Here is a 15,428-nt window from a genome sequence, read left to right as displayed (position 1 = left end):
AGGAGTGGGAGCTGGGCGGTTGGGGGCGCCAGCATGTATTGCCGTTCACCGACGCATGAAGCGATACGGAACGGACAGCGGATCGAGGGGCTACCGGGGCGCGGTTACCGAACGATCAGACGAAAACGGGAAGGGGTCAGATTCGGAAGATCTGATGCAGGATGCGTCGCGAAGGACCGGTGGCAAGCAAAACACCCGGTTTGCGGATAATACTCGGCGGGCTGGCCAGGCACTCGCTGGGTGCCAGGAAGTTGGCAAAGAAGGATAGGCAGCTGCGGACGAGGAGGTGAGCCCGGTAGCCTGCTTCGGTTTCCGTCTCTTCCTCTTCGGCCTCTAAGGGAAGAACGGGACGGGGCGTCTCCCCGGCTGGGGACGGACAGATTACAGGAAGGTGCGCTTCCGATAGGGACAGGGAGTACACCGCCTGGGCCATGCCGGCCCCATTGTAAGGACCGTCAACTTGTTCCCCTCCCCGCGGGGCGAGGCCCGATAAAAGGGCGAGCAACAGGAGTATCAACATGGACGGATCCCTAGGATTTGAGTACCAAAGGTATCGTGTGGGGATGGGTGGTGAAATGCTTCGATTGGCGGTTAGTAATGCTATCGGTGTAAATGTCGGTGGTATCCAAAATGATACAAAGTTTTGGAGCGTGACACGTCCTGAAAAATGATGGATCGCTTTAACTGGCCAGGCAAATAAAATTCTGAAATACCCGGAAGAGATCAATTGATTCCAAACAGGGTTCAGGAGAAAATATTTGCAATTTGACAATTCCGTGACGCTAATGCCTAATTTTTGGTGAGTGTCTGAATTGCTTTCTCACAAAAGGTACCTCACCTAATCGTTTCCCCCCTCTCGACCCACCGGGTTTCGACCCTGGAGCTTAGCCGCACCCCGCACCTCGTACCCGAAGCACCCCCCGTTTCCCAATCAGCTCTTTACCTGCGCTCCGCCGCCTAAAAAACGTCGTGCTGTACCGGAAGGAGATCGTTAGTTGGTTGTTGCCGGCCGCCAAAGCGGTAGGAGAGACCTACGTTGAATACGTAGTCGGCGAAGGCAGCGTCACCCTGGGTGTAGACGCCGGTGTCCTGGGTGCGGACCTTATCCTCGAAGCTCTGGATGCGGTTACGGTACATGGCAACGGGTACGCTCGCAAAAATTGAGAGACCGCTCAGGTTGTAGCCGATCCCCGGCTCGGCGGAAATGGCGTATCCCGGACGCCGGTAGCCCGCGCTGCCGCCGATCAGGTCGTTTGCGGGTACCCCTTCCAGTCGGCCGCCGAGATAGAAATTGAAGCCGTGCATAGTCGCATAGTACGCCCCCAGGCGGGCGGCGAACTGGTCGGGACAGGAGAACTCGCTGCGGCCGTTGCGGGTAAGTACACCGTTAGTTTCCCGGGCATTTACCAGGTAGTAGAGGTTGGTCGCGATGCCGAACGAATGCGTAAGCGGGTGATAGCCTTGCAAGTCTACGGTGATGCCGGTGCCCCCGTCGCCGGGCTGGATGGACTGATCAACTACTCCTTCCACAGTCTCCGACCGTCCTGGCCCCTGATTGTAAAAGGTATCCGAATAGTCGTACTTGCCCGTAGGCAATTTGACGCCGATACCGAGCGCGTAGTTGAAGTCGTGTTTCGCCGGATCGAACAGCCAGTAACCGATTCCGAGGCGCGTGTCTGCCAGTCCGGATGACATGGTTTCGTGGCGATGGCCCAGGCCATTCGGCGGGTTGCCCCCGTGCTCGTACATCGAGGAGCGATGGTGGAAGACAACCGGCAGGATGGCCGTAGCATACCAGCGATCGGAAATGCCGTAGGTGAGGCCGAAATCGAGGAAAGAACTTTTGTTGATCACTTCGGTGCCTTCCAGCAGCCGGTTGGCTTCCTCCTCGGAGCCCCGGAAGTGACGGAAGGATTTGAAGTGGCGGTAGCCCGCCTGCACGTTGAATTCGCCGCGGGTGAGATTCAGGGAAGCCCCCAAAGCACCCGAACAGGCCGAGCCGCCGCGAATGGCTACGCAGCCCTGGGAAAGCAAATGGTGTGGGAAGAAGGCGATACCCGCCGCGAGGGCAAGGCTAAGTAAGGAACGCAGTAGCATGATCGTATGGCAATGAAGGTGAGAAGCGCAAGCGGTGCGCCCCAAGCGAAAATACGAAGGGGAACGTGTTCCAACAATCTACCAGATAAAAAATGCTATGCGTTGCGGCTCCCATCGGGAGCCGGATCTCCGCTCAGCGGTTTGAGCTGAAGGCCGTGCGGAATTCCGAAGGGCTCTGCATCGTCCGGAAATGACAAGTGGCTCGATCCCCGACCGGTAGCCCATAGCTCGGTTCGTTTCGTTTGACGCTCCCAGGTTGTCAGGTACGTTATAAACCGGGAATCGAGCCGGGAGGTAAGTAGCTGTAAATGGTCCACGCCCCCGATGGCCTGGGTATCGGTTGTTCCTTTCGGTAGCTAATTTATCTTGTCCTGACAATTTTTTAATGGCTAAGTGTGGGAATATCTTCCATCCTTCGTGCGTGGGGTGAAGTACAGTAGTAGATCATCCGTATAGAATCATAAATAGACAGTTTAGGCAGCTACGGAATATTTGAGATTCGGGTGGCCAGATCAATAAAATAATCATCCGTATCCACTAGCAAGGGCAGATTGGCGAGTAGGCCCGGTGAAGGAACGTATCTTCTTTATTCTGCGAGTTTACCAGCTTGCGGGAAAGTCCCGTGGTGGGGGGGAGTTAAATTTTTGCGCATTCCTTTATGTACTTTTACGGGATGGAACGTCCGTTTGCGCGCCCGGTCCTATTGCCTTAAATATCAAATAACTCCTAGTATGAAACGCATTTTAACAACAGTGCTGCTGCTGTTTGTTGGGCTAAGCATTTACGCACAACAGGTGATAAACGGTACCGTAACGGACGATGAGGGTATACCCCTAATCGGGGCGACGGTTCTGGGCGTCGGAACTACAAGTGGCACCGTTACTGACCTTGACGGTACGTTTTCACTCAGCCTTCGGGAGGGGACCGAGGCCATTACAGTCTCCTACACCGGCTTTCAAACGCAGGAGGTTCCCCTTACGAATGCTACCAGCTACGATATAGTATTAAGCTCAGCCTCCGAGGTGCTCGACGAGGTCGTCGTGATCGGTTACGGCTCCACGAGCAAGCGATTTCTGACGGACAACGTCGCCAAGTTGTCGAGTGACGACATCGATAAGGTGCCGGTCCCCAACTTCCAAAGTACGTTTGCCGGTAAGGCCGCCGGCGTTCGGGTATCGCAGACAAACGGAAAGGTGGATGCCGGAATTAACATCCGCGTCCGCGGCGCAGCGAGCATCAGTGCCGGCAGCGACCCGCTGTACGTGCTGGACGGCGTGCCCCTGATCAACCAGAACGAAAGCCAGAACGGAGCGCCCCTTAACCCGCTGCTTTCGTTAAGCCCTACGGAAATTGAATCCATCGATATACTAAAGGACGCCAGCTCGGCGGCTATCTACGGTGCCCGCGGTGCTAACGGGGTCGTCCTGATCACTACCAAGCGAGGAAAGGTCGGTAAAGCCGTAATGCGCCTTAATCTCTCCGGCGGCGTCAGCGAGCCCACGAACACCGTAGAGTGGCTCAACACCGAGGAATACGTGGAACTATTCACCGAAGCGGGCAATAACAGTGGCATTGACGTCACCGCAGATTTCGATCGCTTGTCTAACGGAACGGACTGGCGGAACAGCGAGGTTGACACAGACTGGAACGACGTAGTGTTTCGTACCGGCCAGCAGAATAACGCCGATTTCAACATCTCCGGTGGGGATGAGAAGACCGTCTACTACCTGGGTGGTGCCTACAACGATACGGAAGGAATCATCATCGGTAATGACCTGAACCGCGCCTCCGCCCGGACCAACCTCCGCCACAACTTCAGCGACAAATTTACCGGTGGACTGAATCTGGGCTACAGCAAGACGACCATTAATCGCGTGGCGAATGACAATTCCTTCACTACCCCGCTGCAGGCGATTGCGCAGTCTCCACTCTCCCCGCCCCGCCTGGAGAACGGAGAACCCTTCGCTGGCACGGAATACGCCAACTTCCTGCTGGCGCTGGATTACGGCAGTTACGAGACCCGCATCCGCCGGTTGACGGGTAAAGCGTACGGAGAGTACCGGTTTACCAGCTGGCTGAGTTTTAACTCGGACTTCGGCTACGACATGAGCAATACGACGGAGGACCAGTTCAATGGCAGCCGGACGCCCTTTCAGTCCACCAACGGAGATGCCTACAGTTCCAATGCCCTGCAGGAAAGTTACGTTTGGGCCAACTACGCGACCTTTGACCGTGAGCTGTCTCCTGGCCACGACCTGAACGTAGTCGTAGGTACGGAATTCACCGAGGCGCAACGTAATTTCAACAGCGTCTCCGGGATCCAATTCCCTTCGGACGACCTTCAGACGATCAGCAGTGCCGCGGAGATAACCGCCGGTTCGGGCTCGTTTACGGCGTACAACTTCATGTCCTACTTCGCCCGTGCGCAGTACGTACTCAATAGCCGCTACTTCATTAAGGGTAGTATTCGGAGCGATGGTTCCTCACGCTTCGGCGCCGACCGTCGCTTCGGAACGTTCCCCGCCGGATCCGTAGGCTGGATCGTTTCCGAGGAGAGCTTCCTGAAGGGGAATCGCACCCTGTCCTTCCTGAAGGCCCGCGTGAGCTACGGCCTGCTGGGTAACTCCGAGATCGGCAACTTCCCCTCCCGTAACCTTTTCGGGACCACTTCGTACAACCAGCGGCCGGGCATTGAGCCGATACAGCCGGGAAACAGCACCCTGACCTGGGAGACCACCAAGCAGTTGGACCTCGGTTTGGAGTTCAGTCTGTTCGACAGCCGCCTCAGCGGGGAGATCGATTACTACCGGAAGTTGACGGATGGCTTGCTCTTCAGCACGCCACTGCCCGGTAGTTCCGGCGCCACGTCTATCAACCAAAACGTTGGCGAACTGGAAAATACCGGGGTCGAGTTGATTCTCAACGGAGACATAGTTAATTCTGGCGGCGTTCGGTGGAATGCCAGTTTCAACATTGCCAGAAACAACGTCGAGATCATTTCGCTACCCAACGACAATATGGACATAGTGGTCGCGGGTAACAACATCAACCGGGCAGGTGAGCCGGTCCTGGCACATTACCTACCGGAGTATGCCGGTGTCGACCCCGCCAACGGGGATGCGCTGTACTACATCAACGGAGACGGGGAAGACGCCCGCGAGACCACCAATGACCCCAACGCGGCCAACCGGATAGTCGCCGGACAGCCCTTCCCGGACGTCACCGCCGGCCTGACGAACACGGTGGCTTACGGAGGCATTACGCTAACCTTCACCTTCCAGGGGGAGTGGGGCACCAGCCTGTACAACGCGGGTGGGCGCTTCCAATCCGCCAACGCGCGCTTCTTCGATAACCAGACGGTGGATCAGCTCGATCGCTGGCAGAATCCGGGCGACATCACCGACGTCCCCCAGGCCCGCTTGTTCACCAGCAACGGTACCGCGGCCTCTACTCGCTACCTGGAAAAGGCGGACTTTATTCGTCTCCGCAATATCACCCTCAGTTACGACTTGCCCCGCGACTGGATGGAACGTATCGGCTTGACCAATACACAGTTGTACCTCAGCGGACTGAATCTGCTGACGTTCACGGATTATTCCGGCTACGATCCCGAGTCCCGCTACGATGCCGTAGATCTCGGCCGCGGTCAGGTGTTTTACTCCGCTCCCGCCGCACGCACCGTCTCCTTCGGACTTAACCTAACCTTCTAAATAAGTTCCAGATGAATCAACTTAGCAAACTACTTTTCCTGGGCTTATTCTCCCTGGCCCTCACCAACTGTGAAGACAGGCTGGAGATCGACCCCGCCCAGTCGCTGGATGCCGATACGGCGCTCGGTACGGAAGCCAATATCAATACGGTCCTGGTCGGTACCTACGCGGAAGCCGGCAGAAACGACGCTTACGGTGGTCTTTATCAGATGATGGTCGACCTCCTCGGCGCCAACGGCAACGTTACCTGGGGCGGTACCTTTTTCGACCCGGGCGATATCTTCAATAAGGCAATCCTGGTCACCAACGGATTCGTAGCCGGCTTTTGGAACACCGAATACGCCGTCGTCAACCAGGCAAACCTGATCCTGGATAATCTGGACGTGGTGGACAGCAGCCCGGGGGAGCGCGATCGCGTGGAGGGGGAGGCCCGGTTCCTGCGAGCGCTGGCCTACTTCGACCTGAACCGGATGTTTTCCTCCGGCGACCTCGGCGTCCCCCTGCGTACGGAAGGCCTGGTCGATTACTCGGCCGACCTGACCATCGACCGGGCTTCCACGAGCGCGGTTTACTCCCTGGTCGTTTCCGACCTGGAGCAAGCCATCGAATTACTACCCGAGACCAACGGTGTTTTCGCTGATCGGTACTCGGCCCAGGCACTGCTGGCCCGCGTGCAACTGCACCTGGGTAATAATGAGGCGGCGCTGGCCGCCGCGGACAACGTTATCGAAAACTCGGGCCGCACCCTCACGCCGACCTATGCGGACGCCTTTAACAACGACGCCAACAGTACCGAAGACCTTTTTGCCATTCAGGTAACTTCCCAGGACGGGGAGAACGATCTGATCGTCCACTATGCTTCCGAAGCCAACGGTGGCCGGCGGGGCGATGTACGGATCAACGACGCCTACCTAGACGTTTTTGGAAGCGATACTACTGATGACGCCCGCGCAAATTTCTTCGTTGAAGGAGAAGTGGCGGGCCGCCGCCTTACCGGTAAGTACACCAACCAGTTTGGCAACATCTCCCTGATTCGCCTGGCTGAAATGTACCTCATCCGCGCCGAGGCCAATTTGCGCCTGGACAGTGAAGTAGGGGCCAGCCCCCGCGAGGATCTGAATACCATTCGCGGCCGTGCCGGGGCCGAATTGCTAGAGGAGGACGACGATATCGATCTCACCTTCATTCTGAATGAGCGACTCCGGGAACTGGCCTTCGAAGGCTTTTTTCTCCACGATTACCGCCGTTTCGGTGTTGAGATCGATGGTTTCGATCCCGACGACGATGCGCTGGTTTTCCCAATTCCACAGTCTGAAACAGACACCAATATGGGAATCTTGCAGAACCCCGGATACAACTAAGCTGAGCTGTATCCACCACTTAATACAAAACCCCGGAGCTGATCAGCTCCGGGGTTTTGTGTTTTATAGTCCAGCAAGCCGACCTTCCACCCGTACTCCTACACAAATTCCCGCACCCGTCATCTCCAGCTACAGGAATTGACCTGACACGCCGGGCGCTACGTTGATGAACATTGGAATCACGAAGCTCGGAATTGCACCGGGGTACGCATACGTTTAAACCATAGGGTGCTTAATTGCCAAAGCATCCGACGTATCAGCTACGTTAGAACAGGGTAGCCGACTCATGCCGTAGCAGCCATTTTTTCCGCTCGATGCCTCCCGCGTATCCGGTCAGCTTTCCATCCCGGCTAACTGCCCGGTGACAGGGAACGATGATGGCCACCGGATTGCGGCCATTGGCGGAGCCGACCGCCTGGTAGGCGGCGGGATTGCCGAGAGCCTGGGCTAGGTCCCCGTAGGCTACGGTCCGCCCGTAGGGTATTTTACTCAGTTCTTGCCAGACGGCCCGTTGGAATCCCGTTCCCGACATATCCAACGGCACGGTGAAGACCGTCCGCTCACCGGCGAAGTATTCATGTAGTTGGGCAGTAGCCATATCAAGGATATCCTGCCCCCCCGCGCCCGGAAAATCTGCATCGTCGGCTTTCTCGCAGACGGATAGCTGAAAATCCTCCTGGACGAAGGCCACCTTGCACAGTCCCCTCCCGGTGGCGACCAGGCGTAGTGGGCCCAAGGGCGTATCCATAATTCGCTCCAGGGTGGTCGTCATAGCCGAAGGTGAGAGGTAACAATTGTTGCTTCAATATACACCGTATATCACGGCGGAATTCTCCGGCCCGCGGGAATACCGCCTACCCGTCAAACTCTCCGGGTAAGCGGTACCCGAATGGCTTAGCCCATAGCAACCAAAATGATGCTGGCGAGCGTTATTCCCGTCAGGTGAAACGCCCCGCTGATGGCACCGTACAGCATCGGCCGGGGAATGTTGGGATTAATGGCAATATTGACCGTATTGGCGACCAGGTAACCCGTCCCGATCACCAGCGCGAATACGATGGCCGCTCCGATCGTCGTGATATCAAGTGACTGAATGAGGAGGGCGGTAGTCACCGTGATGACGAGGGAGCAGGCGGCCGGGCCGATAATGAAGATGGGCGCCGAGTTTTGAAGCGTCGCCGCATCCTTACCCAGCGAATAGGCGTATGGCCGCTTGAAAAACACCGTAAACCACAGGCCGCCAAGCACGAAATAGACGGCAAAGGCAGCGGCTATACCGAGCCAGGAAAGGGAAGAAAAAGAGGTAAGCATATAGCTGATTGGATTGATTGGTCCAAAGGTCCAGCCAGGGAGTGACAGCCCTATGTCAGGGGTTGGGATAGCGTCCTAATCTTCTCCCGGATGGTAGCGGTCGAAGAACTGCTGAAGGGTCATCCCGTGGGGAGTGAAGGTGTCCGAGAGTACCGTCAGTTCACCGATGCGGTCCAGCCGGAAGTAGCGGAATCCCTGCCGCAGCCGGCACCAGGCTATCAGCAGCCAGTTCTCCGTACTCAACAGGGCGAAGGGCTCGATCACCCTTTCGCTCGGCGTTCCGGACTCGTTGGTGTAGCTGATCCGGACGGGGCGATAATTAGTGAGTGCATCCTGCAAGGCAGAAAGGTTATTGCTGCTCCGGGGTTTTTGCAAGTTGCGGTCGAAGGTGGTGCGCTGGTGAAGCAAATTGGCCTTGTCCTTAGTATCGTGCCGCAGGACCGCCTTTATCTTGCCAACCGCCTCGGCGTAGGCAGCGATGAAGGATGCGTCCGACGTCTTCAGCACCAGCTGCTCGGCCAGGACCAGGGCGTTAGCCTCTTCTTCGGTGAAGGCGATCGGGGGCAGGCGATAGTGCTCCATCAGGGCGTAGCCCTTCCCCTCTTCGGTCGAAATGGGTACGCCGGAGCGCTCCAGCGAACGGATATCCCGGTAGATCGTACGCACGCTCACCCCGTACTTCGCGGCCAGTTCCGGAGCCGTCACCAGGCGCCGCGTCTGCAGCTGGGTGAGGATGGCGGTGAGCCGGGAAAGTCGGTTGATCTCGGGTACTTCCATGGGTTACCCAAGGTACCGCGGGTGGGGCTTTTTTCGCGCACATCCGTTTTGCGGCGGCGCGCAGGTAGTCAGCGCGCGGCACCTGGGAAGCGGGACGTACTCCCCCGTCCATTTTCAATAAGTGCATCGAGCTGCTCCCGCGACATCTTCCTTATGCGCGGACTAATTCCCCGGGCGGAAACCGAAATACTCCGTTCCCGGTCTTCCTCGATCATTGGGGCCCGGTTCAGGCTCTCGAAGACCATCACGCAAGAGGCTTGCATATAGTCCTTCCGGCCGTCGATGGGGATGGGCGCCATTTATGGTCCGCCGAATCCCGCTCGATCTGCGCATCCGAATCGATGCGTACCCCGATCGTGTGGGAACTTATAGCTGCCGTAAAGGAACCTATTTGCGTTGGAAGCTATTGATCACCGCCCGGATATCGTCCAGGGCGCCTGGGGTTTCGGGATGGTACGTGCCAACGAAAATGTAGTAGCCTCCCCCTTCCCGATACAGGATAACCTGGTATAGATTTTCCTCGTCATTGTGCGCTTCCAGGGCGTAACCCTCAAGTCCATCGATCTTGACGGGTACGGGGGCCGCATCTTCCGAGAAGGTGTAATCTCCCGGTAGCTCGTGTATGCGAAGAGCCGGGAAGTTCCTCCGATTCGCGATGTCGACTTCCGCGTACGACCGATCCGCGATCAGACCAATTTGGGAGGCATCCCGGGTAGGTATGCGGCCGTCGCGGTTAAACAGCATGCCATTACCCATGACGGAGACGAACAGTAGGTCCCCCCTCTCTTCGTCGAGGGTAAAGTCCAGGGCGGCGCGCGGGTCGGACATTTCGTCGGCATCCACGTAAGTGGAGAGAATACTCCGTCGCATCCGCCGGCCCAGCGCCACGGAGTCCTTGAGAAAGGTCGCGTTCACCAGGGTGGTAGCCGTAGAATCACCATAGACCAGGATGTGCTTGGCAAAGTCCATACCCTGTGCGGTTTGGTCCACTGCTAACAGCAATGCATCGTACGGGCCTAGCTTTGTCGATTCCTTTCCGTTCAGGGTCATGCCCTGTCGGGTCAGCGCTTCCTCGGTAAAGCCACCCGTGACTTCCGTAAAGGGACCCGGAATCTCCATCACCATGATCATGCTCGTCGCAATATCCGGATGTTGGAAGCCCTTGAAATTTTCCGAGGGCCGGAAACCGGTTGGGGGCACTAGGTAGAGGTTCGTCCCTTCTATTGCCACGTGGTCCGGACTGGCCGACGCGGGGAAATCCTGCGCGGTAAGTTTGGAAAAGAGCAAAAGGCAAAGGGAGAGTAGGAAGCGTACCATATTCGAAGATAGAGCTACTCCCTAACTCGATTCCTTCGATGGCGGTCCGTTACTTGTAGATAGATACGGGTGCTTCCCTCCCTTTGGATGCTGTCTGTGGCCCCAGCTCATCTGTCTCCGAGAAACCTTCCCTGGCCGATGGGCGGCGTGCCCATATCCTGGCGCGGGCAATTCGCGGAATGCACTTGTTAGGATATCCATCAGCTCCCATCTGCTGAACCAAGCCTCCCGATAAAGGATTGCAGTGGTGCAGCCCTATGAACCGCCTACTTCAACCCGATCTAAGTTATCACCGCATACAGACGGTCGATGCCCTCCGCGGCTTCGCCCTCGCCGGCGTAGGGGCGGTACACTTCCTGGAACGTTTCGCCGGAGGCCTCCTGGCGCCGGGGGCGGCGGAAGCCCGGGATAGCGGCCTGATTGATCTCGTTTTTCGCGGCCTGCTCTGGGCTTCTTTTGGCAAGTTCTTCGCGCTTTTCTCTATCCTATTCGGCCTGAGCTTCACCCTGATGTACCGTTCCGGCGGGCGGGGTGGGAACAAGTTTACCCTTCGCTTCCTGCGGCGAACTTTGATTTTGGCGGGTTTTGGATTGCTTCACCAAGCCATTTACCGGGGGGATATCCTGCTGGTCTATGCCTCCCTCTCGCCCCTGTTGCTGCTGGTATACCGGCTGCCCAGTCGCTGGCTGATCGGCATGGCCGGAGTCTGTTTCCTCGGTTTACCCCGCTTGCTGGCCTTCGCCGCCTTCGGGGAAGGACCAATCTTCGGGCCCGCGCCGGTACTGGATCCGGAACACGACTATGCGGCCTACTACACCGGGCTCATTCGCGACGGCTCGTTCAGCGACCTGAGCCGGGATCACCTGGGGGCCGGCCTCGGGCTCAAAGCCGATCTGTACTTCGGCATCCTGGGCCGGTACTACTATACCTTCGGCTACTTCCTGGTCGGTCTGTTACTCGGGCGGGCCGACGTGTTCCGCTCTCCGGGTCGTCTGTTGCGCTACCGGCCCGTACTGAATATCTACGCGCTCCGTCTCCTTGGCGTGGCTACCTTATTGATGCTGCTGCTGTTCAGCCAGGTACCCCAACCGATTGACTGGTCGGGCTGGCTACCCGTCATTGCCCTGAACGTGTACGACTGGACGAACGTAGCGGTGGCCGCCCTGCTGCTGGTGGGCTTCGTGGCGGCCTATCACCGGGTTGGCTGGCGCCGGGTGCTGTCCGCCTTCTCGCCTTACGGCCGCATGGCCCTGACGAATTACGTTCTGCTGTCCGTGATCGGCACCTTCTTCCTGTTCGACTGGGGCCTGGGTGGTTTTGCCGTGCTGCGTACCCACCAACTGGCCCTCCTGGCGGTGGCCGTCATCGGGGTACAGATGGCCTTCAGCTCTTTTTGGTTATCGCGCTTCCGCTTCGGTCCGCTGGAGTGGGTATGGCGATCGCTCACCTACGGGGAGTGGCAGCGGCTGCGCATTCGGCCACGACCGCTGCTGCACGAGTCGTACAGCCACCCCATCGGGTCGGCTTCACCCCTCATGGAAGGTACCGTACGGAAATAGGCTATTGCGGCGGAGCGCAGGTAAGGAGCTATCTCAAATCCTTCAGGGCTTTATGCGAACCATCACACCTTGGCATGCGCTGCGAAAGGCCGCACACGCAGTCGTGAAAGCCCTTTCCGTCCAAAATTCGTTGCTGGTGACTTTGGATGCGGGACGTGCGGGTGGCGGACTGCTTAGCGCCGTTGAAGTAGAGCAGATAGCCCCGTTGGCGCCCCGGCGTGAGTTCGGCGAAGGCGACTTCCAGGCCGGGTACTTCGGCAAATTTCCGTTGCAGCTCTTCCGGCCACGCCTCGCCGGGGGCCTTTTTCGGCTTCACTTGCTTACCGGCACGCTCGATGTCGATGGCTTGCTGGACGAACGCGCGAACGACTCTTTCCCGCTCTTTCACCTGCCGGGGATCGGTAAAGCGGAGCAGGCGCACGAAACGGGAATTCCTCCCCGGCTTTTCCAGTACGTTTTCCGGATCGGCGAGCAGCTCCCCCTTAAAGAAGCTCAGCACGCAGTTATCCTTGAAGCTGCCCAGCATGGCTACGTTCTTGCCGCCATATGTGTAGCAGGGTGCGCGCCACTTGAATGCCTCGGTCAGATCACTGTCCGTGACGATGGCCCGCAGTGCCTGTAGGGTAGCCGCCCAGGGTTGACGGCTGATGTACGCGTCTACTTCTTCCATGGCCCTCCGAAAATACGGGGCCAAACAATATTGCCGCAACTCAGCATACTCGCGGCACTCCCTTCCGCACGCGCCGGTAGTGACTCTGTACGAGGGCGTCCAGCCATACCCGGGTGCTCACGTGCGTCCAGTCCAGATGCTCCGGTAAATCACCGAATAGAGGTATCCCGCCACCGAGCAGGATGGGGAGGCGGGTCACGATCAGCTCGTCGATCAGGTCTTCCCGCAGGAAGGCCTGGATCGTCCGGCCCCCGTCGATATACAGGCTGCGATGGCCCAGGCGGTGTAATTGAGCGAGCACCTCCGGGAGAGGACCCTGTACCAGCTTCGCTTTGTCCGCGTATTCGGGAGGGATCTGCAGTAGCCGGTTACTCAGTACGAAGACGGGCTGCTCGTAGGGCCACGGCCCATCGAAGCCGCAGACGGTTTCGAAGGTGTTCCGACCCATGACCAGGGCATCGCTACCGGACATGAAGACTCCATACCCCAGGTCCGATCCATTCGGGTTGGGGGTGGCGTGCAGCCAATCGATGCCGCCGTGGCGGTCGGCGATGTAGCCATCCAGACTGGTGGCGATAAATACGCTATTGGTAGTGGTCATCAAGCCGGAAAGTAGGGATTCGACCGAAATGCTACTGCTCTACTGCTGTTCGGAGACCACATATTTCCTATTGGAGTGCACACCAGGTCACCACCCCTTACGGACTCTACAGAGCGGAATCCACCTTCTGGCAAACCACGCGCCAAAAACGGCGCGAAGGCTGATCTTCCCGCAGATCCGCCGGATCGTTGATCTCTTCGGCCTCGATCAGACCATAGTCGATGAAGGCATCCACCATCGACTCCTCGTCGTGGAAATATAAGTTGACACCGTGTGGAGCCCTAAAGTAATGTTGGCCTAGTGACGCACCCTTGCCATAAGCTGCGTCGTCGGTTGAAAGCGTCACGAATACCATGTAGCCACCCGGTCGCAGCTGCCGGTAGCAATCCGCGATCAGTTTTTTCCGTTCTTCTTGGTCCAGTAGGTGCAACAGGGCGTAGCAAAACACCCCATCGTAGACCTCGCGGTCGAAGGGCAAATTACCGACCGGACCGTGGTGTACCCGCACATTCCCCCCGAAATGGTCTTCGGCCAGGCGAATGGCGGTCTCGGAAATTTCGATGCCGGTCACCGTCATCCCCCGGTCCACGAAGGGGCGGGCGTTGCGGCCGTAGCCGAAACCGGGGATCAGAATATGTTCCAGGTCCTGTTCCCAAAAGAAATCGGCAACGGCTACGGCTGCTTCCGCGGGGGCAAGGCCCCACATGGTTTGCTTGTCCTGGAAGGCGGATTCCCAAAATTCACTCATAATTGTACGGACTTTTTTACCTGCGCTCCGCCGCCCAAAACAAATTCGGGGAGGATGTCCGGTGGCGGGTTACCTGGTTATACACGGGCGTGTTCTCGTACCCGGGACTCCGGTGAAGGTCGGGTAGGCCGGCGGGATTTCCTGCGCCGTCCGTACCAAATGAAAAATCCGGTCACCGGCAGGGAGGCAACCACCAGGCTGGCCAGGAAAGCGATGATCTTACCCGGCAACCCGCCGATGGCGCCCACGTGGACATCGTAGTTCATGCGCATCACCAACTTGGCGAAATCGGCGTCGCCGTATTTGGCGTACACGCTCGGCGAGGGGATCTCCTCGAGGGTGTAGCGGTCGAAGAAGCGGTAGTCGTTGCGCCAGTAGATGCCCTCGCCGCGGCCGACTTCCACGTAAACGCTGGCGTCGTCCGAGTGGGGGTAGTGGATCTCAAAATCCTGGGCTTCCGGTTCCTCGGCCCGGAGCATGGGCACCAATCGGTCGTAAGCTTCCCCCGCCGCGGAGACGGTGGGCCCCTCGGTCACGTTCTCCGGAATCACGAAGCTTGGATCCCCGCTTCCCCCGGCCGCCCGGTACATCCCGTAGTAGAACCACGGCAGCCCGATCGCCGAGCCCGTCACCGCGAAGAGTAGGGCGAATACCCAGATGTACATCCCGCCGATGCCGTGGACGTCGAAGTTCTTGCGCCGCCAGCCGGTGGTCGGCTTCCAGCGGAAGGAGAGGTTACGCCGTAGCCGCTTCACTCGCCCCGGCAGCCAGATCAACAGGCCGGAGATCAGGATGAGCAGGAAGACGAGCACGCCGTACTTCACCAGCGGCCCTCCGACTTCCTCCGGTAACCACAGGTACATATGCCCGCGCAACACCCAGGGGAAGAAGCCGGTCAGGTGATCCTTTTCGTGCAGGACCCGGCCGGTGGTTGGATGCAGGTAGACGCTGCGGTAAAACTTCGGCTCGATCTGGTAAAAGATCACTTCTACCGGCTGCCCCGGGTCGCCGTAGAGGGTACCGTGGACGGCCCGATCCGGATGCACCGCCTGCCCCAGTTCCTTCGCCTCCGAAGCCGGCAGCACCTCTTCCGCCGGTACGTCGAAGGCGAAAGTGGGTTCGGAGAGGGCCTCGATCTCGTCCCGGAATACCCAACAGGCACCGGTCAGGCTGACGAGCAGCACGATCACCCCGGTAGCCAGGCCCAGGTATTTATGGACGGCGAGTAAGAGGCGGAAGCGTTTACCGGAGCGTTTCATGGAGCGGGTTTTTGGACG

General features: G+C 58.3%; 14 protein-coding genes. 3 read left to right on the top strand and 11 right to left on the bottom strand.

Annotated elements, in window-relative coordinates; all coding sequences use genetic code 11:
* Window positions 1-136: 136 nt before the first annotated feature.
* Window positions 137-520 carry a hypothetical protein gene (locus DRW39_RS12460; protein WP_116107366.1) on the bottom strand — a complete coding sequence of 128 codons (384 nt, stop codon included), beginning with the start codon at window positions 518-520 and terminating at the stop codon, window positions 137-139.
* A gap of 437 nt (window positions 521-957) precedes the next feature.
* Complete coding sequence (locus DRW39_RS12455; protein ID WP_232830140.1) at window positions 958-2,097, bottom strand: transporter; 1,140 nt, start codon at window positions 2,095-2,097, stop codon at window positions 958-960.
* A gap of 731 nt (window positions 2,098-2,828) precedes the next feature.
* Between DRW39_RS12455 and DRW39_RS12450 the strand changes: the two genes are divergently transcribed.
* Entirely contained in the window at window positions 2,829-5,807 is a 2,979-nt protein-coding gene (locus tag DRW39_RS12450; protein ID WP_116107365.1) for a SusC/RagA family TonB-linked outer membrane protein, read from the top strand.
* 11 nt (window positions 5,808-5,818) lie between these two features.
* A complete protein-coding gene (locus tag DRW39_RS12445; protein WP_116107364.1) occupies window positions 5,819-7,168 on the top strand; it encodes a RagB/SusD family nutrient uptake outer membrane protein in 1,350 nt (449 codons plus the stop codon).
* Window positions 7,169-7,433: 265 nt separating this feature from the next.
* Here the strand turns inward: DRW39_RS12445 and DRW39_RS22650 are convergent, their stop codons facing one another.
* The 5 genes from DRW39_RS22650 to DRW39_RS12420 all read right to left on the bottom strand — a co-directional run bounded on the left by DRW39_RS22650 (window position 7,434) and on the right by DRW39_RS12420 (window position 10,573).
* Window positions 7,434-7,940, bottom strand: a complete 507-nt coding sequence (locus tag DRW39_RS22650; protein ID WP_116107363.1) for a methylated-DNA--[protein]-cysteine S-methyltransferase — start codon at window positions 7,938-7,940, stop codon at window positions 7,434-7,436.
* Window positions 7,941-8,062: 122 nt separating this feature from the next.
* Window positions 8,063-8,479 carry a DUF1761 domain-containing protein gene (locus DRW39_RS12435; protein WP_116107362.1) on the bottom strand — a complete coding sequence of 139 codons (417 nt, stop codon included), beginning with the start codon at window positions 8,477-8,479 and terminating at the stop codon, window positions 8,063-8,065.
* Between the two features lie 75 nt (window positions 8,480-8,554).
* A complete protein-coding gene (locus DRW39_RS12430) occupies window positions 8,555-9,256 on the bottom strand; it encodes a helix-turn-helix transcriptional regulator (protein ID WP_116107361.1) in 702 nt (233 codons plus the stop codon).
* A gap of 68 nt (window positions 9,257-9,324) precedes the next feature.
* Window positions 9,325-9,555, bottom strand: coding sequence for a hypothetical protein (locus tag DRW39_RS12425; protein WP_116107360.1), 231 nt, complete (start codon window positions 9,553-9,555; stop codon window positions 9,325-9,327).
* A gap of 88 nt (window positions 9,556-9,643) precedes the next feature.
* Entirely contained in the window at window positions 9,644-10,573 is a 930-nt protein-coding gene (locus tag DRW39_RS12420) for a hypothetical protein (protein WP_116107359.1), read from the bottom strand.
* 257 nt (window positions 10,574-10,830) lie between these two features.
* On the opposite strand from DRW39_RS12420, the gene DRW39_RS12415 reads away from it, so the two are divergent.
* Entirely contained in the window at window positions 10,831-12,132 is a 1,302-nt protein-coding gene (locus DRW39_RS12415; RefSeq protein ID WP_116107358.1) for a DUF418 domain-containing protein, read from the top strand.
* Window positions 12,133-12,160: 28 nt separating this feature from the next.
* Here DRW39_RS12415 and DRW39_RS12410 read toward each other — a convergent pair whose 3' ends face one another.
* The 4 genes from DRW39_RS12410 to DRW39_RS12395 form a co-directional block, all read right to left on the bottom strand.
* A complete protein-coding gene (locus DRW39_RS12410) occupies window positions 12,161-12,802 on the bottom strand; it encodes a DUF1801 domain-containing protein (protein WP_116107357.1) in 642 nt (213 codons plus the stop codon).
* Between the two features lie 40 nt (window positions 12,803-12,842).
* Window positions 12,843-13,403: a dihydrofolate reductase family protein gene (locus DRW39_RS12405; RefSeq protein WP_116107356.1), complete on the bottom strand. Its 561-nt coding sequence runs from the start codon at window positions 13,401-13,403 to the stop codon at window positions 12,843-12,845.
* A 106-nt stretch (window positions 13,404-13,509) separates the two neighbouring features.
* Window positions 13,510-14,151 carry a class I SAM-dependent methyltransferase gene (locus DRW39_RS12400; RefSeq protein WP_116107355.1) on the bottom strand — a complete coding sequence of 214 codons (642 nt, stop codon included), beginning with the start codon at window positions 14,149-14,151 and terminating at the stop codon, window positions 13,510-13,512.
* A 77-nt stretch (window positions 14,152-14,228) separates the two neighbouring features.
* Window positions 14,229-15,410 (bottom strand): PepSY-associated TM helix domain-containing protein, encoded by a 1,182-nt coding sequence (locus DRW39_RS12395; RefSeq protein WP_116107354.1) that lies wholly within the window; start codon window positions 15,408-15,410, stop codon window positions 14,229-14,231.
* Between the last annotated feature and the right edge of the window lie 18 nt (window positions 15,411-15,428).

The organism is Lewinella sp. IMCC34191 (assembly GCF_003390935.1).
GTDB lineage: Bacteria > Bacteroidota > Bacteroidia > Chitinophagales > Saprospiraceae > Neolewinella.
This window is presented reverse-complemented; position numbering and strand designations above follow the sequence as displayed.